At 71.5% G+C, this 24,889-nt stretch carries 19 protein-coding genes and 4 pseudogenes; 12 read left to right on the forward strand and 11 right to left on the reverse strand.

The window, feature by feature from the left end:
- Positions 1–62: 62 nt before the first annotated feature.
- A complete protein-coding gene (locus VXC91_RS02030; protein ID WP_329504612.1) occupies positions 63–869 on the reverse strand; it encodes an IclR family transcriptional regulator in 807 nt (268 codons plus the stop codon).
- 270 nt (positions 870–1,139) lie between these two features.
- On the opposite strand from VXC91_RS02030, the gene allB reads away from it, so the two are divergent.
- The 5 genes and pseudogenes from allB (at position 1,140) to VXC91_RS02055 (ending at position 6,561) form a co-directional block, all read left to right on the forward strand.
- A complete protein-coding gene (gene allB, locus VXC91_RS02035) occupies positions 1,140–2,480 on the forward strand; it encodes an allantoinase AllB (protein WP_329504613.1) in 1,341 nt (446 codons plus the stop codon).
- A 43-nt stretch (positions 2,481–2,523) separates the two neighbouring features.
- Positions 2,524–3,663, forward strand: a complete 1,140-nt coding sequence (alc, locus tag VXC91_RS02040; RefSeq protein ID WP_408057317.1) for an allantoicase — start codon at positions 2,524–2,526, stop codon at positions 3,661–3,663.
- A 284-nt stretch (positions 3,664–3,947) separates the two neighbouring features.
- Positions 3,948–4,630 (forward strand): annotated as a pseudogene (locus tag VXC91_RS02045) (AIM24 family protein).
- 307 nt (positions 4,631–4,937) lie between these two features.
- Positions 4,938–5,066 (forward strand): annotated as a pseudogene (locus VXC91_RS02050) (ribonuclease domain-containing protein); the annotation flags it as partial.
- A gap of 316 nt (positions 5,067–5,382) precedes the next feature.
- Positions 5,383–6,561: a cytochrome P450 family protein gene (locus tag VXC91_RS02055; RefSeq protein ID WP_329504616.1), complete on the forward strand. Its 1,179-nt coding sequence runs from the start codon at positions 5,383–5,385 to the stop codon at positions 6,559–6,561.
- A gap of 87 nt (positions 6,562–6,648) precedes the next feature.
- Here the strand turns inward: VXC91_RS02055 and VXC91_RS02060 are convergent, their stop codons facing one another.
- On the reverse strand, positions 6,649–7,659 hold the full coding sequence (locus tag VXC91_RS02060) for a Gfo/Idh/MocA family protein (RefSeq protein WP_329504617.1): 1,011 nt from the start codon (positions 7,657–7,659) through the stop codon (positions 6,649–6,651).
- A 116-nt stretch (positions 7,660–7,775) separates the two neighbouring features.
- Between VXC91_RS02060 and VXC91_RS02065 the strand changes: the two genes are divergently transcribed.
- The 7 genes and pseudogenes from VXC91_RS02065 to VXC91_RS46895 all read left to right on the forward strand — a co-directional run.
- Positions 7,776–8,525 carry a GntR family transcriptional regulator gene (locus VXC91_RS02065; RefSeq protein WP_329504673.1) on the forward strand — a complete coding sequence of 250 codons (750 nt, stop codon included), beginning with the start codon at positions 7,776–7,778 and terminating at the stop codon, positions 8,523–8,525.
- Positions 8,526–8,550: 25 nt separating this feature from the next.
- A pseudogene (locus tag VXC91_RS02070) lies at positions 8,551–8,634 on the forward strand (ATP-binding cassette domain-containing protein); the annotation flags it as partial.
- A 231-nt stretch (positions 8,635–8,865) separates the two neighbouring features.
- Positions 8,866–10,011 carry an ROK family glucokinase gene (locus VXC91_RS02075; protein ID WP_329504618.1) on the forward strand — a complete coding sequence of 382 codons (1,146 nt, stop codon included), beginning with the start codon at positions 8,866–8,868 and terminating at the stop codon, positions 10,009–10,011.
- Positions 10,008–10,583 carry a sugar kinase gene (locus VXC91_RS02080; protein WP_329504619.1) on the forward strand — a complete coding sequence of 192 codons (576 nt, stop codon included), beginning with the start codon at positions 10,008–10,010 and terminating at the stop codon, positions 10,581–10,583. Before VXC91_RS02075 ends, VXC91_RS02080 begins: the two co-directional genes overlap by 4 nt.
- 103 nt (positions 10,584–10,686) lie before the next feature.
- Positions 10,687–13,491 (forward strand): DEAD/DEAH box helicase, encoded by a 2,805-nt coding sequence (locus VXC91_RS02085; protein WP_329504620.1) that lies wholly within the window; start codon positions 10,687–10,689, stop codon positions 13,489–13,491.
- A complete protein-coding gene (locus VXC91_RS02090; RefSeq protein ID WP_408057314.1) occupies positions 13,488–15,491 on the forward strand; it encodes an SWIM zinc finger family protein in 2,004 nt (667 codons plus the stop codon). Before VXC91_RS02085 ends, VXC91_RS02090 begins: the two co-directional genes overlap by 4 nt.
- Before the next feature lie 3 nt (positions 15,492–15,494).
- Positions 15,495–15,752 (forward strand): annotated as a pseudogene (locus VXC91_RS46895) (hypothetical protein); the annotation flags it as partial.
- Between the two features lie 961 nt (positions 15,753–16,713).
- On the opposite strand, the gene VXC91_RS02100 reads toward VXC91_RS46895, so the two are convergent.
- From VXC91_RS02100 to VXC91_RS02135, 9 genes are all read right to left on the reverse strand, one after another.
- Complete coding sequence (locus VXC91_RS02100; protein ID WP_329504621.1) at positions 16,714–17,640, reverse strand: ABC transporter permease; 927 nt, start codon at positions 17,638–17,640, stop codon at positions 16,714–16,716.
- On the reverse strand, positions 17,627–18,424 hold the full coding sequence (locus VXC91_RS02105) for an ABC transporter ATP-binding protein (RefSeq protein WP_329504622.1): 798 nt from the start codon (positions 18,422–18,424) through the stop codon (positions 17,627–17,629). The genes VXC91_RS02100 and VXC91_RS02105 overlap by 14 nt, the downstream gene beginning before the upstream one ends.
- Before the next feature lie 48 nt (positions 18,425–18,472).
- On the reverse strand, positions 18,473–19,579 hold the full coding sequence (locus VXC91_RS02110; protein ID WP_329504623.1) for an ABC transporter substrate-binding protein: 1,107 nt from the start codon (positions 19,577–19,579) through the stop codon (positions 18,473–18,475).
- Between the two features lie 230 nt (positions 19,580–19,809).
- On the reverse strand, positions 19,810–19,884 hold the full coding sequence (locus VXC91_RS46900; protein WP_372337706.1) for a putative leader peptide: 75 nt from the start codon (positions 19,882–19,884) through the stop codon (positions 19,810–19,812).
- Between the two features lie 162 nt (positions 19,885–20,046).
- Positions 20,047–20,505, reverse strand: coding sequence for an RrF2 family transcriptional regulator (locus VXC91_RS02115; RefSeq protein WP_329504624.1), 459 nt, complete (start codon positions 20,503–20,505; stop codon positions 20,047–20,049).
- A 91-nt stretch (positions 20,506–20,596) separates the two neighbouring features.
- Entirely contained in the window at positions 20,597–21,496 is a 900-nt protein-coding gene (locus VXC91_RS02120; protein WP_329504625.1) for a TauD/TfdA dioxygenase family protein, read from the reverse strand.
- Between the two features lie 56 nt (positions 21,497–21,552).
- Positions 21,553–21,921 carry a ferredoxin family protein gene (locus VXC91_RS02125; RefSeq protein ID WP_329504626.1) on the reverse strand — a complete coding sequence of 123 codons (369 nt, stop codon included), beginning with the start codon at positions 21,919–21,921 and terminating at the stop codon, positions 21,553–21,555.
- Positions 21,918–23,522, reverse strand: a complete 1,605-nt coding sequence (locus VXC91_RS02130) for an FAD-binding protein (protein WP_329504627.1) — start codon at positions 23,520–23,522, stop codon at positions 21,918–21,920. The genes VXC91_RS02125 and VXC91_RS02130 overlap by 4 nt, the downstream gene beginning before the upstream one ends.
- A complete protein-coding gene (locus VXC91_RS02135) occupies positions 23,519–24,874 on the reverse strand; it encodes an LLM class flavin-dependent oxidoreductase (protein ID WP_329504628.1) in 1,356 nt (451 codons plus the stop codon). Before VXC91_RS02135 ends, VXC91_RS02130 begins: the two co-directional genes overlap by 4 nt.
- Positions 24,875–24,889 lie beyond the last annotated feature (15 nt).

Genomic DNA, 24,889 nt, shown 5'->3' on the forward strand with positions numbered 1-24,889 from the left:
GGGACAGGGCACCACGACCGCGGTTTCGGGCCGTGCGGCCCGAGGCCGTGTGCGCTGGGGGCTCAGGCCGCGGGGCTGCCCGAACGCGCCAGTGCCTGCGACAGCTCGGCGGCCACCTGCTGGAGCACCGGCACGATCGTCTCGGTCGCCGCGTCGGTGACGCGTCCCGCCGGGCCGGAGATCGAGATCGCCGCTGCCGTCGGCGAATCGGGCACGGACACGGCGAGGCAGCGGACCCCTATCTCCTGCTCGTTGTCGTCGACGGCATACCCGCGCGTGCGCACCTCCTCCAGTGCGGCCAGGAACGCCTCCGGGGAGGTGATCGTCTTCTCGGTCGCGGCGGGCATGCCGGTGCGGGAGAGCAGGGCGCGCACCTCGTTGTCCGGCGTGGTCGCGAGCAGCGCCTTGCCCACGCCCGTGGAGTGCGGCAGCACCCTCCGTCCCACCTCGGTGAACATGCGCATCGAGTGCTTCGACGGGACCTGGGCCACGTACACGATCTCGTCGCCGTCGAGCAGTGCCATGTTCGCGGTCTCGCCGGTCTCCTCGACCAGGCGCGCGAGATAGGGGCGGGCCCAGGTGCCGAGCAGCCGGGACGCCGATTCGCCGAGCCGGATCAGCCGAGGGCCGAGCGCATAGCGGCGGTTGGGCTGCTGGCGTACATAACCGCAGGCCACCAGCGTGCGCATCAGGCGGTGGATCGTGGGCAGCGGTAGTCCGCTGCTTGCGGACAGCTCGCTGAGGCCGACCTCGCCGCCCGTGTCGGCCATCCGCTCCAGCAGGTCGAAGGCGCGCTCGAGGGACTGGACGCCACCGCTCGCAGCGGACTTGGCGGGGGCGTCGCTGGCGCTGGGTGTCGACGTCGGCACGGCGCGTTCCTTTCGGGCTGGCAGGAAGGGGCAAAGCCTATCCGGCAGCCGGTTGGCTTCCTGGTGGTGGTACGGCCCTGTGTCTGCTGGGTGGAATTGTAATTCCGCTTTGCGGAAAAGTCCAGTGCGGGCACGTTGGAGGTGTCGAAGGAAGTGTGCCCTTGACGGCGCGGAGGCGGGAGTGAAGACTCCTTCAACAGAACGTTGAAATTCGTCAGGTGGATGTGAATCCCTTTCCCGGAGGCAGGACGGCGGCAGAGAGGGGCCGGGGTGTCCGACGCTGAACTGGTGCTGCGTTCGAGGCGCGTCATCACTCCCGAGGGGACGCGCGCCGCGGCGGTCGCGGTCGCCGGGGGAACGATCACGGCGGTCCTGCCGTACGAAGCGGAGGTTCCGGCCGGGAGCCGTCTGGAGGACTTCGGCGACGATGTCCTGCTGCCCGGCCTGGTCGACACCCACGTGCACGTCGACGACCCGGGCCGCACGGAGTGGGAGGGCTTCTGGACCGCCACCCGCGCGGCGGCGGCCGGCGGGGTCACCACCCTGATCGACATGCCGCTCAACTCGATCCCGCCGACCACCACGGTCGACCACCTCCGCACGAAGAAGGAGGCCGCGGCCGGCCAGGCGCACGTCGACGTCGGCTTCTGGGGCGGCGCCCTGCCGGACAACGTCAAGGACCTGCGGCCGCTGCACGACGCAGGGGTCTTCGGCTTCAAGGCGTTCTTGTCCCCGTCGGGAGTGGACGAGTTCCCCCACCTCGACCAGGAGCGACTCGCCCGCGCCATGGCCGAGATCGCCGGGTTCGGCGGACTGCTCGCCGTGCACGCCGAGGATCCGCATCACCTTGCCGCCGCCCCGCAGCTGGGCGGGCCGAGGTACGCCGACTTCCTCGCCTCCCGGCCGCACGACGCCGAGGACGCGGCCGTCGCGAACCTGATCGCGCAGGCGAAGCGCCTCGACGCGCGGGTGCATGTGCTCCACCTGTCCTCCGGCGACGCGCTGCCGCTGATCGCCGAGGCCCGGGCCGGGGGCGTACGGATCACCGTGGAGACCTGCCCGCACTATCTGACCCTCACGGCCGAGGAAGTCCCGGACGGGGCCAGCGAGTTCAAGTGCTGTCCCCCCATCCGCGGGGCGGCGAACCAGGACCCGCTGTGGCAGGCGCTGGCGGACGGCGCGATCGACTGCGTGGTCACCGACCACTCCCCGTCGACCACCGACCTGAAGACCGACGACTTCGCCACCGCCTGGGGCGGCATCTCCGGACTGCAACTGAGCCTGCCCGCGGTGTGGACCGAGGCGCGCCGACGGGGACACCGCCTCGAGGACGTGGTCCGCTGGACGTCCACGCACACGGCACATCTGGTGGGACTCGACGCGCGCAAGGGCGCCATCGAGGCCGGCCGGGACGCCGATCTCGTGGTGCTCGCGCCCGACGAGACCTTCACCGTGGACCCGGCGGCCCTCCAGCACCGCAATCGGGTGACGGCCTACGCGGGCAGAACCCTGCACGGCGTCGTCAGGTCCACTTGGCTGCGCGGTGAACGCATCGTGAAGGACAGCGAGTTCACCGGGCCGAGGGGCCGACTGCTCAGCAGGGACGACTGACCGGCACCCCGCACCCGCAGCGGCCGACTCCCGAAAGGAAGACCTGATCACCGTGACGGCGCAGCATCGATCCGAGACGGCCCGCTTCACCGGAGACGCGCAACCGTACGGCGGCGGAGACCCGTACGCGGACTACCGCACCGCCGACTACTCCTTCACCCGCTTCGCCGACCTCGCCGACCGCCGGCTCGGCGCCGGTGTCATCGCCGCCAACGACGAGTTCTTCGCCCAGCGCGAGAATCTGCTGGTGCCCGAGCGAGCCGAGTTCGACCCCGAGCACTTCGGGCACAAGGGCAAGGTGATGGACGGCTGGGAGACGCGGCGGCGCCGCGGCACCTCGGCCGAGCACCCGTGGCCCACGGCGGAGGACCACGACTGGGCGCTGGTACGCCTCGGCGCGCCCGGTGTCGTCCGCGGCATCGTCGTCGACACGGCCCATTTCCGGGGCAACTACCCGCAGGCGGTGTCCGTCGAGGGCACCTCCGTGCCGGGCTCCCCGTCACCGGAGGAACTGCTGGGCGACGACGTGACATGGACGACGCTTCTCCCGCGCACCCCGATCGGCGGTCACGCGGCGAACGGCTTCGAGGTCACCGTCGAGCGGCGCTTCACGCATCTGCGCGTCCACCAGCACCCCGACGGTGGCATCGCCCGCCTGCGCGTGCACGGCGATGTGGTGCCGGATCCGGCGTGGCTCGAGGTCCTCGGCACGTTCGACGTCGTCGCCCTGGAGAACGGGGGCAGCGTCGAGGACGCCTCCGACCTCTTCTACTCGCCCGCGACCAACACCATTCAGCCGGGCCGCTCCCGCACGATGGACGACGGCTGGGAGACGCGGCGCCGCCGCGACCGGGGCAACGACTGGATTCGCTACCGGCTGGCCGAGCAGTCCCGGATCCGCGCGATCGAGATCGACACGGCGTATCTGAAGGGCAACGCGGCGGGCTGGGCGGCGGTCTCGGTCAGGGACGGCCAGGACGGCGAATGGCGTGAGATCCTCCCGCGCACCCGTCTCCAGCCCGACACGAACCACCGGTTCGTCCTGCCGGAACCCGCCGTCGGTACGCACGCGCGCGTGGACATCTTCCCGGACGGCGGGATCTCCCGATTGCGCCTGCACGGCTCCCTGACCGGGGAGGGCGCGGCACGCCTGGCCGGACGGCACCAGGAGCTGGGCGGCTGAGACCACCGGGCGACGGGGCGCACACCCCCCTACGACGGTGGGCCCCCGCGCCTCTTCAGGCGGGCCGCCCGCAGCCCACGGCGAACTCGGCGCCCGTGACGTAGGCCATGTCCGCGCCCGCCCGGTGCGGGTGTGACCGGGGGGACGGTGTACGCGGTCCACCCGCGGTTCCGGCGGGCCTCCGGTGGTGAACGGACGTCGACTTCGGCGACGCTGCTCTCCGTGGCTCAGTGGAACTCGTCACTACACGGAACTCAATGGCCACCCCGGCGCGTTCTCCCCGCGTGACTCTTCAGCAAGAAATCGTCGGCAACGCCATGCAGATGGCGGTCGTCAGCCTGCGCCCGGGACAGACTGTGTACTGCGAGGCGGGCAAGTTCCTCTTCAAGACCACGAACGTCACCATGGAGACCCGACTGTCCGGCCCGTCGAACAACGGCGGACAGCCGCAGGGCGGCGGCGCCGGCGGGGGCATGGGCGGTTTCCTGCGCCAGGCCATGGGGACCGCCGCGCAGGTCGGCCAGCGGGTGCTCGCGGGCGAGTCGCTGGCGTTCCAGTACTTCACCGCATCGCCTTCCGGGGCGGCCGGACCGGCATGAGCGGCGGCGAGGGTTTCGTCCTGGAGAAGTTCACCGGGTACGGGACGGTGATCATCGCCGGCGCGGGCAACTTCATCGACCTCAATCCCGCCGACTTCGGCGGCCGGATCGAGGTCGACACCGGGTGCGTCGTCGCCTTCGAGGAGGGGATCCAGTACGGCGTCCAGCGCGTCGGCGGTCTCAACCGCCAGGGGCTCATGAACATGGTCTTCGGCGGCGAGGGCCTGTCCCTGGCCACCCTGGAGGGCAACGGCCGCGTGATCCTGCAGTCCCTCACCATCGAGAGCCTCGCCAACGCCCTCAAGAAGGCCCAGGGCGGGGACAAGCAGGGTCCGACCGGAGGACTGTTCTCGACACACGCCGGGTGAAGCGATGAGTTCCGGCCGTCCGCACTACGGCTCGTACGAGCTTCCGCAGGACGCGTAGGCCGAGATCGTCCGCACCGGTACGGTGATCGCTCCGCTGGAGGCGCCGCCACCCGCGTACACGGGCGGAGCGCGGGAGATCCGCTCCCTGCCGTCGATCGCCGTACCGGGCGTCCTTCGCTGTCACGCCACGCCCGGCGCACGCCCCGCCGACCACCGCCCTTCCCGGTACCCGGCCGAAGCCGCAGGTCAACTCCCCGAAAATTCACGGGACTTGTCGTGAAACTCTCTGGAGTTGTCATTAACATGACACACGGCCAAGACCCCCGGCTCTTCCACCCGTGGGGCCCGCCGCATCGTCACCGGCAGGCAGTACGAGGAGGACTACTACACCTCGGACCACTATGCGACGTTCGACCTGATCGACTTCGGCTGCTGACCACTGCCCCACGGTCGGCGGACCTGAGGCCCGATCCGGGTTGATGTGACTCGGCACCGGAACGATCCGTTCGCCACGAACACCTCGCCCCGCGGCTCGCGCATCGGCTGCGGAGCGAGCCGCGTCGTCCCCAACGCCCTGGCCCGCGTCGCCTGACATCGTCCGCGCCCGGCCGGACCCCACAGGTTCTCCGAGGCCATCCATCGACGTATGACGCGGGACTCCTCGACGAGCCGGGGCACTGATCGCGCACACCGTCCGTTGTCCTGGGGAACGGGCTGATGAACCGGCTGCCGACGAACGGGCGGGGGAGCGCATGGCCGTGATCGATCTGGGGGCGTACGGGCCGGGCTTCACACGGGATCCGTATCCGCTCTACGCCGAGTTGCGGGCGCGCGGCCCGGTGCACCGGGTGCGCACGCCACCGCCCGAGGTGTACGAGGGCTGGCTGATCGTGGGATACGAGGAGGCGCGGGCAGCGCTGGCCGACCCGAGGCTGTCCAAGGACAGCACCAAGAGGGGGCCGGTCAGCCGCGAGGACGGGTTGATGGGCCGGCATGTGCTGATCGTCGATCCGCCGGAGCACACCCGGCTGCGCTCTCTCGTCGCCCGGTCCTTCACCATGCGCCGCGTGGAGGCACTGCGCCCGCGCGTCCAGCAGCTCACCGACGAACTGCTGGCGGAGATGCTGCCGAAGCGCCGGGCCGATCTGGTCGAGGCCCTCGCCTATCCGCTCCCCATCACCGTCATCTGCGAACTGCTCGGTGTCCCGGACATCGACCGGGTGGCCTTCCGGGCCCTTTCGAACGAGATCGTGACCCCGACCGGTTGGGAGGCCGAACGGGCCGCGGTGCGGCGACTGACCATGTACCTGGACGAGCTGATCGAGGACAAACGGTGCACGGCCCCGGCCGACGACCTGCTCAGCGACCTCCTGCGCACCCGGGCCGAGGACGGCGACCGGCTCTCCGGCAGCGAACTGCGCGCGATGGCCTTCATCCTGCTGGTCGCGGGCCATGAGACGACGGTCAACCTGATCACGAACGGCGTGCACAGCCTGCTCACGCACCCGGAGCAACTGGCCGCCCTGCGCGCCGACATGACGCTCCTCGACGGTGCCGTCGAGGAGTTGCTGCGCTTCGAGGGACCGGTGGAGACGGCGACGTACCGCTACGCGTCGGAGCCGATGGAGATCGCGGGCACGGCCATCGCCGAGGGCGACACGGTGATCATCGGGCTTGACGCGGCCGGCCGGGACGCGGTCCGCTTCCCCGACCCCGACCGCTTCGACATCCACCGCGCCCCCCAGGGCCATCTTGCCTTCGGGCACGGCATCCACTACTGCCTGGGGGCGCCCCTGGCCCGTCTCGAGGCCCGTATCGCGCTGCGGACCCTGCTCGAGCGCTGCCCGGATCTGGCCCTGGACGGCCCGCCCGGGCCGTCGCTGCCGGGCATGCTCATGCGGGGGGTGCGGAGTCTGCCGGTGCGCTGGTAGCGGACGGCGTGCGAGGAGGTGCGGCGCTGGAGTCCGGCCGGCGCGGCGCCGTGGGAAGGCGCAGCCATCGGGGCGCCACGCCCCCGCTCACGCGAGGGCGCCCGCGATCTCGGCGAGGCCCACCGGGCGGCGCTCGTGGCGCGAGAGCTCGCAGGCTTCCGCGATGCGCAGGGCCTGGAGCGCCTCGCGGCCGTCGCACGGGTTGGCGCGCTCACCGCGCACCACCTCCACGAACGCGGCGACCTCGGCCTCGTACGCGGGTGCGAAGCGCTCCAGGAAACCGGTCCACGGCTTGACGGCGGGCGGCGGACCGGCGGACTCGGTGGACGTGATCGGTGTCCGGTCGTCCAGGCCGACCGCGATCGTGTCCAGCTCGCCGGCCAGCTCCATGCGGACGTCGTAGCCGGCGCCGTTGGTACGGGTCGCGGTCGCGGTGGCCAGGGTGCCGTCCTCCAGTGTGAGCACGGCTGCCGCCGTGTCGACGTCGTTCGCCTCGCGATACATCGGCCCCCCGGCGTCGGACCCGGTCGCGCAGACCTCGACGATCTCGCGGCCGGTCACCCAGCGCAGGATGTCGAAGTCGTGGACGAGGCAGTCCCGATAGATGCCACCGGAGATCGCGAGGTACGCGGCGGACGGCGGTGCCTGGTCGGCCGTCATCGCGCGGACCGTGTGCAGCCGTCCCAGCCTGCCGGAGCGCACCACCTCCCGCGCGTTCGTGTAGCCCACGTCGAAGCGGCGTTGGAAGCCCATCTGCAGGATCGTTCCGGCGGCGTCGACCTCTGCCAGCGCACCCAGGGTCCCCGGCAGGTCGACGGCGATGGGCTTCTCGCAGAAGACGGGGAGCCCGGACCGTGCCGCCCGACCGATCAGCTCGCCGTGCGCCGCGGTCGCCGCCGTGATCACCACGGCGTCCACGCCCCAGAGGAAGATCTCGTTCACCCCGGGTGCCGCGGTCTCCCCGAGACGGTCCGCGAGTGCATGGGCCCGGGCCCGGTCGACGTCGGTGATGATGAGCGAGCCGACATCGCGGTGGCGACTGAGCGTGGTCGCGTGGAACGTCCCGATGCGGCCCGCCCCGATGAGTCCGATGCGCATGGGAACAACGTGGAGGCCCCTCCCTCACCGTGTCAATGGTTTGTCCGGACAATCTGACTACACAACTTCCCGTCAACAGGTGCCGGAGCTACGCTCGGCCCGTGCCGAAACCAGATGTGGATCCGACCGCCTCGCTCCAGCTCAGCGTCGACCGGAACAGTCCGGTTCCGCTGTACTTCCAGCTGTCCCAGCAACTGGAGGCCGCGATCGAGCACGGGATGCTGACCCCGGGCAGTCTGCTGGGCAACGAGATCGACCTGGCCGCACGGCTCGGCCTCTCCCGGCCCACCGTCCGCCAGGCCATCCAGTCCCTCGTCGACAAGGGCCTGCTCGTGCGCCGCCGCGGCGTGGGCACACAGGTCGTGCACAGCCAGGTCAAGCGCCCGCTGGAGCTGAGCAGCCTGTACGACGACCTGGAGGCGGCCGGGCAGCGCCCCGCGACCCGGGTTCTCGTCAACACCTTCGCGCCCGCCTCCGCCGAGGTCGCCGCCGCGCTCGGGGTGCCCGAGGGCATGGAGGTGCACCGGATCGAGCGACTGCGTCTCGCGCACGGCGAGCCGATGGCCTACCTGTGCAACTTCCTGCCGAAGGACCTGCTCGACCTCAGGACCGGACAGCTGGAGTCCACCGGCCTCTACCGGCTGATGCGTGCCGCCGGCATCACGCTGCACAGCGCCCGGCAGTCCATCGGGGCCCGCGCCGCCACCGAGGCCGAAGGCGAACGGCTCGGCGAGCCGGAGGGCACCCCGCTGCTCACCATGCAGCGCATCACGTTCGACGACACCGGGCGCGCGGTCGAGTTCGGCACCCACACGTATCGGGCCTCGCGCTACTCGTTCGAGTTCCAGCTCCTCGTGCGCTCCTGACCGGGCGGGGGCGTAGATCACCGGCGACGTCGACCAGCCCATCGGCACCCTGTCGGGCGGTGAACGCCAGTGCGTGGCGATCGCACGGACGGTGTACTTCGGCTCGCGCGCCAGATGGCGGGCGGCAACGAACTGGACGATCCGCGCCACGAACTCGAACGTGCCCCGCAGGAACGCGACCCTCGGAGCGCGTGGCTGTGACGCCGTGCCGCACCCTCGCGGCGGGACGAGCCACGTCGGACGTGCCGGTTCTCCACAGGGCCGCGCCGCCGCGGTCCCGTGCCGAGCGCGGGGGCTCCGCGATGCAACCCTGTGGTGGCGTAAGGCAGAATCGGGCACGATGAGCACCTACCGCGACTTCACCCACCGCGGCTCCGCCCGGGCCACCGTCCTGCGGACCGTCGGCACGCGCGAGCGCCGCTCCCATTTGACCGCGCCCCGTGTCCCCACGGTCGGCATCGACATCGGCGGCACGAAGGTGATGGCCGGCGTCGTCGACGCGGACGGCAACATCCTGGAGAGGCTCCGTACCGAGACGCCGGACAAGTCCAAGAGCCCGAAGGTCGTCGAGGACACCATCGTGGAGCTGGTCCTCGACCTCTCCGACCGGCACGACGTGCATGCCGTCGGCATCGGCGCGGCCGGCTGGGTGGACGCGGACCGCAACCGCATCCTGTTCGCCCCGCACCTGTCCTGGCGCAACGAGCCGCTGCGCGACCGCCTCGCCGGGCGGCTCGCGGTGCCCGTCCTGGTCGACAACGACGCCAACGCCGCCGCCTGGGCCGAGTGGCGCTTCGGCGCCGGCCGGGGCGAGGACCATCTCGTCATGATCACCCTCGGCACCGGCATCGGCGGCGCCATCCTGGAGGACGGCCAGGTCAAGCGCGGCAAGTTCGGTGTGGCGGGCGAGTTCGGCCATATGCAGGTCGTGCCCGGCGGACACCGCTGCCCGTGCGGCAATCGGGGCTGCTGGGAGCAGTACAGCTCCGGCAACGCCCTGGTCCGTGAGGCCAGGGAGCTGGCCGCCGCGGACTCCCCGGTCGCATACGGGATCATCGAGCACGTCAAGGGCAACATCTCCGACATCAGCGGCCCGATGATCACCGAGCTGGCCCGCGAGGGCGACGCGATGTGCATCGAGCTGCTCCAGGACATCGGCCAGTGGCTCGGCGTCGGCATCGCCAACCTCGCGGCGGCCCTGGACCCCTCCTGCTTCGTGATCGGCGGCGGTGTCAGTGCGGCCGACGACCTGCTGATCGCCCCCGCCCGGGATGCCTTCAGACGTCACCTGACGGGCCGTGGCTACCGCCCCGAGGCCCGCATCACGCGCGCCCAGCTCGGTCCCGAGGCCGGCATGGTCGGGGCCGCGGACCTGGCACGGCTCGTCGCCCGCCGGTTCCGGCGCGCCAACCGTCGCCGGGTGGAGCGGTACGAGCGCTACGAGCGGTACGCGGAAGCCCGCCGCGGCGCCAAGGGCACGCTGTGACGGTACCGCGCCAGTCCTCGCCGCCGGACGAGCCCTCGCAGCCTCCGGAGGGCGGGTGGCACAAGTTCCGCCGCCGCGCGCTGACGCTGCTGATCATCGTGCTGCTCATCGGCGTGCCCGCCGGTTACCTGGTGATCTCCGCGAACCAGAGCCGCAAGAGCGGCAAGGACAAGGAGGCGAAGTACTCGGCGACCGGGCTCACCGCGGGCTGGCCCTCGCGCGTGCAGCGCCGCCTGTACCAGGTGACGATCCCGAAGGGGGCCACCAACGTTGCGTACTACGAGACGAACAATTGGAAGACCAGTCGGCTCTACGTGCAGTTCGACACCGACGACGCCGGTCTGACCCGATTCCTCGGCCACCTCAAGACCTCGCAGACCGCCCTGAAGAAGGACGACATCGTCATCAGCGAGCGCGACCAGAACATCGTCGGCTGGGCCTTCGCGGCACCGGGCTCCTGGTACGGCCTCGTCCACAAGCAGAAGAACCCGGCGCCCACCCTGGACATCGTGGTGAACAAGGCCCACCCGCTGCAGCCCACGGTGTACGTGGTGTCGCGCACGATCCCCTGACGGTCCCGCCCACGGCGGCCCCGCGGCCGCCGGAACCGATTGTCGGACCCCGCCCGTAGAGTCGAAGACGGCTCGACTTCAGCGGTGGGAGGTGACCGGACGCATGGCGGTACAGGTGGCGGAGGGCAGCGTGCCCGTGCGGCTGGCCGCCGTCTTCGTGCCCGCGCCGGTGCCCCGCCAGGGCCGGGTCGCCTTCTGGGACCCGGAGGGCGGTTCCCTGCCGTCGGACACCACGGAGGAACTGACGGTCGTCCGCCGGCATGGGCCCGGAGTGCGCCGGGGCACCGTTCCGGCCGTGTCGCTGACGGTCGCCGAGGCCCTGCCGCTGCTCGCCCGGGCCCGGCGCGATCCCGCCGCCCACCCGGCCACCGCGTGCTGGGGCGCGGCCGCGCTGCACGCCCTGCGGCTCGTCGCGCGGGGCCGGCTGCTGCCGGGCCTGTCCCCGGAGGGATACGACGCCTGGCGGGCGGGGCCACTGGAACCGGACGACATCACCCACCTCAGGGCGGTCGCCGCCGCCCTGCCGTACGAGGGCCATGCGGTGCCGCTCCCTGGCAAGGGCCCGCTCCTGCTGCCCGAGCCCGAGGCCCTTGTGAGGTCCTTTCTGGACGCGGTCGCGGACACCTTGCCGCGCACCCCGGCCGCTGCCCACACCGCGGGCAGGCCGTTCGCGGCGCATGAACCGCAGCGTCTGCCGCTGGCACACGACTGGGCCGCCGAGGTCGCGGCCGGGATGGACGCGGGCGTGCGCATCTCGCTGCGCCTGGACCTGTCCGCGTACGACCTCTTCGACGAGGGGGAGGGAGCCCGTCGCGCCGGGGCGGCGGTCGTGCAGGTGCACAGCCTCGCGGACCCGACCCTCGTCGTCGACGCGGCGGAGCTGTGGGCCGGTGAGGCCGACGCGGCCTTCGGCCCCCGCGCGCGGGTGGACGCCGCCCTCGCCGTCCGCCGAGCGGCCCGGGTCTGGCCTCCGCTGGACCGGCTGTCCGAGCAGGAGGCGCCCGACGTGCTGGCCCTGTCCGAGGACGAGCTGACCGATCTTCTGGGTGTCGCGGCCACCCGGCTGAGTGCGGCCGGCGTCGCCGTGCACTGGCCCCGTGACCTGGCGCAGGACCTGACCGCGGCGGCGGTCGTACGACCCGCGCCGGGCTCGGCGACCGACGGCACGGGTTTCTTCGAGGGCCAGGACCTCCTTCAGTTCCGCTGGCAGCTGGCTCTCGGCGGCGATCCGCTCACCGAGGCCGAGATGGACGCCCTGGCGGAGGCCCACCGCCCGGTCGTCCGGCTGCGTGATCGATGGGTGCTGGTCGATCCCGCGCTCGTCCGCAAGGCCCGCAAGCGGGAGCTCGGCCTGCTCGACCCGGTCGACGCGCTGTCCGTGGCGCTCACCGGCAGCGCGGAGGTCGACGGCGAGACGGTGGAAGCGGTGCCGGTCGGGGCCCTCGCCGCACTGCGGGACCGGCTGACCGCGGGCATCGTCCCCGTGGAACCGCCCCCGGGCCTCGCCGCCCGCCTGCGGGACTACCAACTGCGGGGACTGGCCTGGCTGGACCTGATGACCTCGCTCGGCCTCGGCGGCTGCCTCGCCGACGACATGGGGCTCGGCAAGACCGTCACCGTCATCGCGCTCCATCTGCGCCGGTCGCGCCGCGAGCCCACCCTGGTGGTCTGCCCGGCCTCGCTACTCGGCAACTGGCAGCGGGAGATCACCCGGTTCGCCCCCGGCGTACCGGTCCGCCGCTTCCACGGCCCCGAGCGAACCCTGGACGGCCTGGACGGCGGCTTCGTGCTCACCACGTACGGGACGATGCGGACGGCTGCGCCACGGCTGGCCGGACAGACCTGGGGCCTGGTCGTCGCCGACGAAGCACAGCACGTCAAGAACCCGTACTCGGCGACGGCCAAGGCGCTGCGCACCATCCCGTCCCCCGCCCGCGTCGCCCTCACCGGCACCCCCGTGGAGAACAACCTCTCCGAACTGTGGGCCCTCCTGGACTGGACGACCCCGGGACTGCTCGGCCCGCTCAAGTCCTTCCGGGCCCGGCATGCACGCGCGGTGGAGAACGGCGAGGACACGCAGGCGGTGGAGCGGCTGGCCCGTCTGGTCCGTCCGTTCCTGCTGCGCCGCAAGAAGTCCGATCCGGGCATCGTCCCCGAACTGCCGCCGAAGACGGAGACGGACCACCCGGTGCCCCTCACCCGCGAACAGGCCGCGCTGTACGAGGCCGTCGTGCGGGAGTCGATGCTCGCGATCGAGACGGCGGAGGGCATCGCCCGCCGCGGCATGGTCCTCAAACTTCTCGGCTCGCTCAAGCAGATCTGCGACCACCCCGTGCTGTATCTGAAGGAGGACACGCGGACGGCCGCGGGCCTCGCCGTGCGGTCCGGCAAACTCGCGCTGCTGGACGAGCTGCTGGACACAGTGCTGGCGGAGGACGGCTCGGCGCTGGTCTTCACGCAGTACGTCGGCATGGCCCGCCTGATCACCGCGCATCTGGCCTCCCGCGCGGTGCCCGTCGACCTGCTGCACGGGGGCACGCCGGTACCCGAACGGGAACGGATGGTGGACCGGTTCCAGAGCGGCGCTACGCCGGTCCTGGTCCTGTCCCTCAAGGCGGCCGGCACGGGCCTCAACCTCACCCGCGCAGGCCATGTCATCCACGTGGACCGCTGGTGGAACCCGGCGGTGGAGGAACAGGCCACGGACCGGGCGTACCGCATCGGCCAGACCCAGCCGGTCCAGGTCCACCGCCTGATCACCGAGGGCACGGTCGAGGACCGCATCGCCGAGATGCTGGAGGCCAAGCGGGCGCTGGCCGACGCGATCCTGGGCTCCGGCGAGTCGGCCCTGACCGAACTGACCGACCGGGAGCTGTCCGACCTGGTGTCGCTGAGGGGCACGGCGTGAGCGGGGCGGGCGAGGAACGGCGCGCGGCGGGCGACGAGCCGCGGGAGGCCACCGCGGCGGCCCCGGGCGACCAGGCGCGTCCCGCCGACGGGGTGCGCCGTGCGCTGCGGGCAGCGCGGGAGCGGCCTGGGGGCGAGGGGCCCTCGGCCACGCACGCGGAGCCTTCGGCGCCGCCGGAAGCCGTGCAACCGGAGGCCCGGCCGGGCGATGCGGCACGCGCCGCCCTGCGCCGGGCGAACGCGGAACGCCACAGCGTCGGGGGAACAGCAGAGGACCCCGCGTCACCGCCGGCGTCGGGCGACCGGTACCCGGCCGTGGTGGGCGACACCGCTGCGCCCCGGGAATCCGCACCGGCCGCGCGCCCCGGCGACGCCGCGCGGGAGGCGTTGCGCGCCGCGCGGACGGAGGCGGATCGGCAGCCGTCCGCGCCGCGCACCCGGGACGTCCAGACCCTGGACGGGTCCACCACGGCCGGCACCCGGGGGCGGACCCGCACCCGCACCCGTGCCGGGGACGCCCGGGTCCAGGACGTCCGGGAACTCCTCGCGGGTGCCTTCGTGTTGCCGGCGTCGCAGAGCGGGGCCTCGTCCGCGGCAGCTGACGCCGGCGGTGAGCGGGGGGACGCCCCCTCGCCCCCAGGGCAGGAGGCAGCGGAGGCGTCCCTGCGGCGCCGGCGGGGAACACCGGATCCACCCCGGGAACCGGGCGGTCCACCTCCCGCGGCGGCCCGCTACCCGCGTTCCATGGCGGCCCCCGGTCGCGACGGCGAGTTGCGGCGCACCTTCGCCGCGCTCCCCGCGCGAGCGGCGCAGGCATCCGAGCGGCTCGCCGAGACCTGGTGGGGCAACGCCTGGGTCACCGCGCTGGAGGAGGGGGCCCTGGACTCGGCGCGGCTGGCGCGGGGGAGGACGTACGCGGGCCGGGGGAACGTGGACGCCATCACCGTCACCCCCGGTCTTGTGCTGGCGTACGTACAGGGCAGCCGTCCGCGCCCCTATCGCGTACAGGTCCGGCTGCGCACGTTCTCCGACGACGAGTGGGACCGCTTCCTGGACGCGGCCGCCGAGCGGCCCGGGCACATCGCCGCACTGCTGGACAAGCAGGTGCCGCAGTCCCTCGCGGACTGCGGGGTCCGGCTGCTGCCCGGGCCGGGCGACCTCGAACCGCGCTGCAGCTGCCCCGACTTCGGCCACCCCTGCAAGCACGCGGCCGCCGTCTGCTACCAGACCGCGCGCCTGCTCGACCGGGACCCCTTCGTACTGCTTCTCCTTCGCGGCCGGGGTGAACGGCAGTTGCTCGACGCGCTGTCCCGGCGCAACGCGGCGCGCGCGGCCCGGGCCGCGCAGGAACGGGAACCCGCACCGGTCGCCGGCGTACGAGCGCGGGACGCCGTGGCGCGGAACGCACGGCCGCCGCTTCCGCTTCCGCTGTCGCCGCCCGCCCACCCCGAGCAGCCGCCGGTCTATCCCGGGGTGCCGGGCGGCCCGGACCCGTTCGCGCTGGACCAGCTGGCCACGGACGCGGCCGCCCGCGCGCACGCCCTGTTGACCATGGGAGAGGACCCGGTCGCGGAGCTGACACTGTGGCAGGACGCGGTACGGCTCGCCTCCGCCCGGCCGGGTTCGGGACTCACCGCGGGGACCCGGGCGCTGTACGCCTCCCTGGCCGCCGCCACCGGGCGCACTCCGGCCGATCTGGCGCGCGCGGTCGCCGCATGGCGGCAGGGCGGACAAGCGGCACTCGCCGTACTGGAGGAGCCCTGGGACCCGCCGGCGGGCCGTTTCGACCGCGCCCGCCCCCTGCTGCTGGCCGCGGACCTTCCCGCGTTCCGCCCGTGGCGCAACCGCCTCACGCACCCCGACGCCCATGTTCAACTCCGCCTCGGCCAGGACGGTCTCTGGTACGCGTACGAGTCGGAGGCGGGCCGCGAGGACTGGTGGCCTCGCGGCACCCCGGATCTGGACCCGGTCGGCGCCCTGACCGGCCTGGGAGCGGGGTGAGCCGTGGAGGGCGAAGCCCGTCGGCGCAATGACCGTCGCACGGATGTCGGCTCCACGCCGGTCACCGAGGCAGGCAACCTGTACTCGGGCGTGTGTATCGACACCGGGTCGGGCACCGGCTTCTGCGCGGAGCACGCAGCCGTCGCCGCCATGGTCACCGCGCGGGAGTACCGGATCGCCAAGGTGGTCGCCGTATGGCGCAACGACGAGGGCGTCCTGCACGTCCTGCCGCCGTGCGGCCGGTGCCGGGAGTTCATGCGCCAGATCGACCCCGCGAACCTCGACACCGAAGTGCTCCTGGGCCGCGGCAGAACGGCAAGGCTCCGCGACCTCCTGCCCGCGCACGAATGGCCCGCCCCGCTGGACCGGCCTCCGGCCCGAAGAAGCGGCGGCCAACCCCCCGCCACGGGTGGGCAAAGCCGTGAAGTGAGATGTGAAGCCGGATGTCGAGGATCTTCGCGAAGCCGTCACAACGTGGGAGGGCCTGCACAGCGCTCCCACCCAGGCGCGTGGGAAATGGTGAGATATGAGAGCGTGAGTCGAGTGAGTGACACGACTGCCGCACCCCTGCAATACCGCTTCGACGGGCCGGAAGACGCCCCTGTGTTGATCTTGGGCCCCTCGCTGGGGACCACATGGCACATGTCGTAGAAGCCGTCCACGGGCGTCCAGTTGGTCCAGGGTGAACGACTAAGTCCAGGTCAGAGCCTTGTGGCGTGAGTGCGTTCGTGGGGTTGGTGACTCGATTGTGATCGCACGTGACACGTGAGGACCCCTGTCGGCATGCTCTGGCGGGTGTCCTGCCGAGCACCTGATCAGCGACGCCCATCACGCCTACGAACGACTCACGGGATGCCTCGAATGAGGAGCGACTCAGATTCACTCGCCCATGTCGGCCGGCAACTTTCACAGTGGTATCAGAGGCAACGAGGCAGTGGGCGACCGTCGGCCGAGGCTTGGGAAGACAGTCACTGCATGATCCGCTGGGGAATCCGAACGGCCGTCGGACTCCTAGGCACGGCCCTGCTGTCCCTGGCGACTCGATACGAGCAGCCACTTCCTTTCTTCGATCGACGCACGGCCCTGCCAGCGCCACGAACACGTACGGCGAGACCGGCTCCGCTGTGGGGTGATGCCTCTGCAGAGCCAGTGCCGTGCGCCGGGGGTGTGCTGGTGTGCGGCGGGATGCGGCGCGCATCCTGTGTCGATCGGGACCGTTCGTTCAGCGGGTGACCAGCAGGCCCCGGCTGCGCAGCACCCGCCGCTCCAGTGGGCTGAAGATCAGCAGTTCGATGGCGATACCGACGAGCAGGATCAGGAAGATGGCCAGGAACACCTGCGACATGCTGGCGTTGTTTCGTCCGTTCTCCAGCAACTGGCCAAGGCCGACGCCCAGATCGGGTGAGGAGGCAATGATTTCGGCGGCCATCAGCGAGCGCCAGGAGAATGCCCAGCCCTGCTTCAATCCGGCGAGATAGCCGGGGAGCGCGCCAGGCATCACGATGTGCCAGGCTCCGCGCAGTCCGGTCGCGCCCAGCGTCCGCCCGGCGCGCAGGAACAGGGGCGGGATCTGGTCGATGCCCGCGACGAGGCCGTTGGCGATGGACGGGACCGCGCCGAGCAGGATCACGGCGTACATCATCGAGTCGTTCAGGCCCAGCCAGATCACGGCGGGCGGCACCCAGGCCACCGACGGCAGCGACTGCAGACCGGAGAGGATAGGGCCGATGGCCGCCCGGACGAACCCGACCCGGGCGACCAGCAGGCCGAGGGGCGTACCGATGGCGAGCGCCAGCAGGAAGCCGAGCAGGCCGCGCGAGACGGATGTCCAGATGTAGTCGAGCAGCGTGCCCTGCAGCCAGGCGGCGATCACCTCGTCCCACACCGCGGACGGCGAGGGCAGCTTGTAATCGGGGGCGAACTCGGCCCACACCAGCAGCTGCCAGACCACCAGCACCAGTGCGACGGCGGTGATGGGCGGCAGCACCTTGCGTATCAGGGTCTCGCGCAGCGGCGTACGGCCGCCCTGTACCGATTCCAGCGCGTCGAGCCCGGCCTCCAGCCCCGCCAGATCTTGTGTGTCCTGGGGCTCCCCTGATGCCGACGAACCGTCCTTCGTGGCGTCGACGCCGGTGTCAGTGCTGGCCATGGCGGCGGATCTCCCTGCGCAGTTCTTCGGTGATCTCGACGGACAGCTCGGCGACCTCACTGTCCTCGATGCGGCGCGGCTGCGGAATGCCGACGGTCCACTCCCGGGCGATCCGCCCCGGCCGCGAGGACAGCAGCACCACGCGCTGCGCCAGCTTCACCGCCTCCCGCACGTTGTGCGTGACGAACAGCACCGACAGTCCCGTCTCACCCCAGATGCGGGTCAGCTCGTCGTGCAGGACGTCACGGGTGATGGCGTCCAGTGCGGCGAACGGCTCGTCCATCAGCAGCAGCCGGCTGTCCTGGGCCAGCGCACGGGCCAGTGCGACGCGCTGGCGCATACCGCCGGACAGTTCGTGCACCCGCTTGTCGTACGCGCCCTGCAGCCGTACGAGTTCCAGCAGCCGTTCCGCCTCCGGCCGGCGCTCGGGCTTGGCCACCCCGCGCAGCTTCAGTGCGAGTTCGATGTTCTTGCCCGCGGTCAGCCACGGGAACAGCGCGTGCTCCTGGAACATCAGGGCGGGCCGGCCGTCAGTGGCGATCGAGCCGGCGGAGGGCAGGTCCAGTCCCGCGACCAGGTTGAGCAGGGTGGACTTGCCGCAGCCGGAGGCTCCCAGGAGGGTGACGAACTCGCCGGGTGCGACATCGAGGGTGATGTCGTCCAGTACGAGCTGCTGTCCGCCGGGTGTGCCCGGCGCGGGGAAGGACTTCGAGACGTGCTCGATTCGGGCGGCGAGCGTCACCGTCGTGGCGTCCTCGGCAGCCTTGGCGATCGTGGTGGCCATGGTCGTCACCTCCTGGGAACTCATCGGGTCCGGTTGTCGGTTACTCGGCTACTCGGCGCCGAGACCGGCGTCGTCGACCTCGTCCTTGCCCTCGGCCTTGAGGACCTTGTTGAGCGGTGCGAGGTCGTAGATGCCCTTCAGGTCGGGCTTCTCCAGGAGGCCGGCCTTGACGGCGTGCTCCGCTTCGGTGTTGAGGGTGGAGGCCAGCGGGTCGTCGAGGAAGGTGATGGACTTCCAAGCCGGGTCGATGACCTCGGCGGGCAGCGCCTTGCCCGACAGCTCCTTCAGCGCCGCATTGGCGGAGGTCTTCGCCTTCTCCGGGTTGGCGTTGATCCATTCATTGGTCTTCACTGAGCCACGGAGCACGGCCTCGACGACGTCCGGGTGCTCCTTGAGGAACTTCTGCGACACGATGATGTTCGTGATCACGAACTTCTTGTCGGGCCACAGGTCGGCCTCGTCGAGGAGGACCTTCGCGCCCTCGGCGACCAGCTTGGACGCGGTCGGCTCCGGCACCCAGGCGCCGTCGATGGAGCCGGACTTGTAGGCGTCCGGGGTGATCTTGTTGTCGGTGCGGACCACTGAGACGTCGCCCTTGCCGCTCTCCGCGTCGACCTTCCAGCCCTTCTCCGCGATCCAGTTGAGGAAGGCGACGTCCTGGGTGTTGCCGAGCTGCGGCGTGGCGATCTTCTTGCCCTTGACGTCGTCGAGGGACTTGATCTTGTCCGGGTTGACGACGAGCTTCACGCCGCCGGAGGCCGACCCGCTGATGATGCGCAGGTTCTTGCCGCTGGACTTGGTGTAGCCGTTGATGGCGGGGGAGGGGCCGATCCAGCCGATGTCGATGGAGCCGGCGTTCAGCGCCTCGATCTCGGAGGGGCCGGCGTTGAAGGTGGACGCCTTGATCGTGGTGCCGCCGAGCTCCTTCTGGAGCAGGCCCTCCTGGACGCCCACCAGAGCGGTGGCGTGCGTGAGGTTGGGGAAGTAGCCGATCTTCACTTCGTCGGCGGAGAGCTTCTTGGCGCCCGCCGCGACCTCGGTCTGCTTGCCGTCGTCGGTGGACTCGGAACCGTAGCCGCACGCGGTGAGCAGGAGGGGAAGCGCGGCTATGACGGCGATGGTGCGAAGGGCGCTGAGCGGTCTTGCGGCAGACACGGAGGTGTCCTCTCAGGGGATGGGTGATCAGGGAGGTACGAAAATGCGAGGCGTACTGCTTCTCGGCACGCACCAACACCCCACTCCTCGGCCTTGGGCGGCAGGCTCGCTGTCGCGAGCTGAGAAGTGGAACGTGGGGGCGTAGTCAGCCGAGGGATGTCCGATCCGCCGACAGAGGCGGGGCGGCGGGGGAGGCAGCGCGGGTTCGGAGAGAGTCAGGTTCTGTGGCGTCAGAGGGGCCGACAGATGGCACTGGACGTACGGCCGAGGTCGATGTGACGGCGCGAGGTCAGAAGGGGCAGCATCCGGCCTGTGCGGTCGAGCGTTCTCACGGCCACTCCCACAGATCCCTAGTTTTCCTACCTGGTTGCTAGGGATCGTGGCAGAAGGTGGCGTCTACCCCAAGGGGTAGTTCGCATGGTGGACGCGTCTATCTCGCTTTTTGGGATCGGCGGTTGTCCAGCGTGTCAGGGGTTTACCCAGGCGCTCGGGGCGTTGGTCAACGCGGAAACGTCGGCGGGCAGTTGGGCCGATGCGACGTCGGCGAGCGACACGCCTTCGAGGATCTCGCGCACGTTGGACCGCAATGCGATCCACAGGGGGAGCAGCGACTCGGCGGGGCCGGTGTAGGACAGCTCAGGGGGGCGGACGCCGCGTACCGAGACCAGTGGTCCGTCCACGGTGCGGATGACGTCGGCGATGCTGATGGACTCGGCGGGCTTGGCCAGCCGGTAGCCGCCGTTGCCGCCGCGCTGGCTGAGTACGAGGCCGCCCCGGCGCATGTCGTTGAGGATGCTTTCGAGGAACTTGTGCGGGATGTCCTGGGCGTCGGCGATGGCCTCGGCTTTCAGTGGGGCGTCATCCCGTGACGCGGCGAGCTGCAGCGCGGCACGTACCGCGTAGTCCGCTCTGGCTGAGATCCGCATGTGTGCATTATCCCGTACGGCTTCGGTCGGTGTCCGTTGCGGGCGGTCGCCGGGCAGGGGGCGGGTGTCCCCTGCCCGGCGACCGTGGGGCTCAGGCTGCGGCGGGCGTGTAGTGGGCGGCGTCGTCACCCTCGATGACGTGGCTGAGGGTGCCGTCGATCCCGGCGGGGACGTCGCCCGCGACGGTCACCCGGTGCAGCAGGCGCGGCAGGTCGCCGTAGTCGTCGGGGGCGTAGTGCTGGGTGATGCGGTTGTCGAAGAGGACGAGGTCGCCCGGGGTCCAGGCCACGCGCACGATGTTCTCCGGGCGGGTGACGTACGACTGGAAGATGCGCAGCAGGTCCCGGGAGTCGGAGGGGCTGAGGCCGACGATGCTCTGGGCGAAGCCGCCGATGAACAGCCCACGCTGCCCGGTCTCGGGGTGGACGCGGACGACCGGGTGGGCGGTGCGGTACTTCCGGGAGACGAACCGCCTGCGGTGCTCGGCCGCCTTCTCGTTCTTCGGGGCGGCGTAGTCGTAGTCGTTGGTGTGCACCGCCCACAGCTTGTCGGCCAGCTCGCGCAGTGGCTCGGGCAGGTCACGGTAGGCGGCGGCCGCGTTGGCGATGAGGGTGTTGCCGCCGTAGGGCGGGATCACGATGCCGCGCAGCGTGGACGCCTTCGGGGGTGTACGGACGAAGGTGACGTCGGTGTGCCAGTGGTTGGCGCGGATGCCCTCGTCGCCGTCGACGGGCAGGATCTGCGGCTGGCCGTCGACGGAGGGGACGGTGGGGTGCGCGGTGGTGAGCTCGCCGAAGAGGGAGGCGAAGCGGAGCTGGCCCGCGTCGTCGAGGTGCTGGTCGCGGAAGACGAGCGCCTTGTGTTCCAGGAGCGCGGAGTTGATCTCGGTGACGACGGCGGGGTCGAGTTCCGCGGAGAGATCCACGCCGAGGATCTCGGCGCCGATCCGGCCGCCGATCCTGCGGATGTCGAAGCCGGTGCTGGTGGTCATGTGCGGGTGTTCCCTTCAGGAGATGATCAGCGGAGAGGCGATCAGTCGGGCGGTCATCAGGAGGTGATGGGCAGGGAGGCTCCCTTGGACCCCGGTGGTCCGAGGGCAGGGCCGACGGCCCGCAGAGCGCCCGGGGTGCGGCCTCGTCCCCAGCCGATGTGGCGGCGGTAGCTGCCGAGCAGGCCGGTACGGTCCAGGTGCTCCTCGTCGCGGGCGGTGGAGTCGTCGGGCAACGGGCGGGTCACGGGCGCGACGTAGAGCGCGTCGGTCGGGCAGTTCGCCTCGCACTGGAAGCAGGTCTGGCAGTCGTCGCGGCGGGCGAGCACGGGGATGCCGTCCTCGCCGCGGTCGAAGACGTTGGTCGGGCAGACCTTGATGCACTTGTCGCAGGTGATGCAGCGTTCTGCCGAGACGAGTTCGATCATGAGGCCACCTCCAGGGGTGCCGCCGGCGCTACCGGCAGGGGCTCGGTGCGGGTCCACACCCGGTCGAGGCCACCGGTGACGATGCGGTGGTGCTGCCCGGGGTCCTGTGCCGGGTGGTCGAGCCGTTTGGCCATGCCGCGGGTCTCGGTGCGCGCCAGAGCAGAGGCGTACATCCAGCGGGCGTGCGCCGCCATCGCCGCCGCCTGCCGGGCCCGTACGGTGTCCCCGCCGTCGGCGTGCAAGGAGGCGCGCGCTTCCTCCCACACGCTGTCGAGCACCTCCAGCGAGGCAGTGAGCCGGTCGCCTTGGCGCAGGTAGTTCTTCTCGTACGGCAGCACTTCGCCCTGAACCGCGGCGATGACGTCCCGGAAGCCGTCGGCGGGGCCCGGGGTGCCGGTCGGCCGGAGCCCGGCTCCTCCCGCGGCCGCGACGCGCCTCGTACCGGCGCGGAAGCCGAGGGAGAAGGCGTGGCGGGCCGCGCCCCGGCCGGCCCAGGTGCCGGAGGCGATGGCCCAGGCGGCGTTGTGGCTGCCACCGCCGGTGAAGCCGCCGCAGATCAGCTCACGGGTTGCCGCGTCCCCGGCCGCATACAGGCCCGGGACGGTGGTGGAGCAGTCGTCGCCCGTGATGCGGATGCCGCCGGTGCCGCGCACGGTGCCCTCGGCGAGGAGCGTGACGGCGAAGCGCTGGGTGAAGGGGTCGATACCGAGCCGGTCGAAGGTGAGGAAGAAATTGGGCTGAGCCAGCCGCATCGCCTCCCGGGCCGCAGCGTCCGCCCGGTCCAGACGGCAGTACACCTTCTCGCTGAGCAGCGCACGCGCGATCACGGACCGGCCGCCCTGGCTGGCCGCCCCCTCCAGGACCGTGCCGTCCTCGCGGTAGAAGGTCGCGAAGGAGTAGAACGCGGTCTTGGTGACGGAGGTGCCCTCGGGCGCGATGCCGTACGCGTTGGAGAACTCCATCCCGGACAGTTCCGCGCCCACCTCGGCGGCGAACAGCGCGCCGTCGCCGGTGTTGACGTTGCAGCCGAGCGCGCCGCTGAGGAACGCGCAGCCGCCGGTGGCCAGGACGACCGCCCCGGCGCGTACCCGGTACGGCTGCCCGGCCTGGCGCCGGTGGCCCCTGGCCCCGGCGGCCGCTCCGGAGGGGTCGGTGAGTAGTTCGGTGACCGGGCTGTGGTCGAGGATGCGTGCCCCGGCGCGCTGGACGGGGATGCGCATCCTGCGCATGTACTCCGGTCCCTGCAGGCCGTTCCTGAGCTGCTTTCCGTCCGGCCCTGTGGGGAAGGGGTAGCGTCCGGCCGCTGCCAGCTCGTTCATCCCGGAGTACGTCTGGTCCAGGACCCGGGTCATCCAGCGCCGGTCGGCCAGGAAACCACCCAGTGCCTCGCGGCTCGCCATGGCCGCCTCCCGCGCGGCGGGCTCCGGGGGGACGTACCAGACACCCGTTCCGGCGGAGGCGGTGGCGCCGCTGGTGCCGCAGTAGCCCTTGTCGGCCAGGACGACGTCAGCCCCGTCCTGGGCCGCCTTGAGCGCGGCCCAGGTGGCCGCGGGGCCGCCGCCGACCACCAGGACGTCCGTGGTGAGGTCCAGCCCGCTCATACGGGCCCTCCTGCTGCCGCGGCCGCCGCGGCAAGCCGGTTGGCGGGGCGGGCCAGGCCGTAGTGCTCGCGCAGGGTGCGGCCGGTGTACTCGTTGCGGAACAGGCCGCGCCGCTGCAGGATCGGCACGACGTGGTCGACGAAGTCCTCCAGGCCGCCCGGCAGATGGGGCGCCATGATGTTGAAGCCGTCGGCGGCACCCTGGGTGAACCACTCCTCGAGCTGGTCGGCTATCTGCTCCGGGGTGCCGGCAAACACCCGGTGGCCGCGGCCGGCGCCGAGGCGGGCGATGAGCTCGCGCAGGGTGAGGCCGTCGCGGCGGGCGAGTTCGGCGACGAGCGTGAAACGGCTCTTGTTGCCGTTGATGTCCCGCTCCTCGGGCAGCTCGGGCAGCGGACCGTCCAACGGCAGCCCGGTCAGGTCGGTGCCGAGCATCCCGGACAGCTGGGCGAGCCCGTACTCGGGCACCTGAAGGTCCGTCAACTCCTCCTCCAGCTCGCGGGCTTCCGCCTCCGTCGAGCCGATGACGGGGGCGATGCCGGGAAGCACCAGCAACTGGTCCTCGGTACGGCCGTAGCGGGCGAGCCGGGACTTGAGGTCCTTGTAGAAGGCTTGGCCGTCGGCGAGGGTCTGCTGGGCGGTGAAGACGGCCTCGGCGTACTGGGCGGCGAACTCCTTGCCGTCCTCCGACGAACCGGCCTGCACCAGCAGCGGGTATCCCTGTGGACTGCGCGGCACGTTCAACGGGCCCTGCACCCCGAAGTACTCCCCGCGGTGGTTGATCTCCCGCACCTTGTCGGTGTCGGCGTAGACGCCGCGCTCCCGGTCGAGGAGGATCGCGTCGTCCTCCCAGCTGTCCCACAGCTTGGTGGCGACCTCGACGAACTCCCGTGCCCGCTCGTAGCGCAGCCGGTGCTCCAGGTGCTCCTCCTGGCTGAAGTTGCGGGCTTCGTTCACGGTGCCGGAGGTGACGATGTTCCAGCCGGCCCGGCCGCCGCTGATGTGGTCCAGGGAGGCGAACTTGCGGGCGGTGTGGAAGGGCTCGTTGAAGGTGGTGGACACGGTGGCGATCAGGCCGACGTGCTCGGTGACCGCCGCGAGGGCGGACAGCAGGGTGAGCGGTTCGAAGCCGCCGAGTGCGTTGTGCCGGACCTTGCCCCACAGGGCGAGGCCGTCGGCGAGGAAGACGGAGTCGAGCAGGCCGCGCTCGGCGGTCCGCGCGAGCTGCTGGAAGTAGCGCAGGTCGGTGACGCGTTCGGGCTGGGTACGGGGGTGGCGCCAGGCGGCGTCGTGGTGGCCGGCGTTCATGAGGAAGGCGTTGAGGTGGAGCCGACGGGGGCTGGTCGCGGTCATGAGGTTCCTCGGATC

It is taken from the genome of Streptomyces chiangmaiensis, from assembly GCF_036281785.1.
GTDB lineage: Bacteria > Actinomycetota > Actinomycetes > Streptomycetales > Streptomycetaceae > Streptomyces > Streptomyces chiangmaiensis.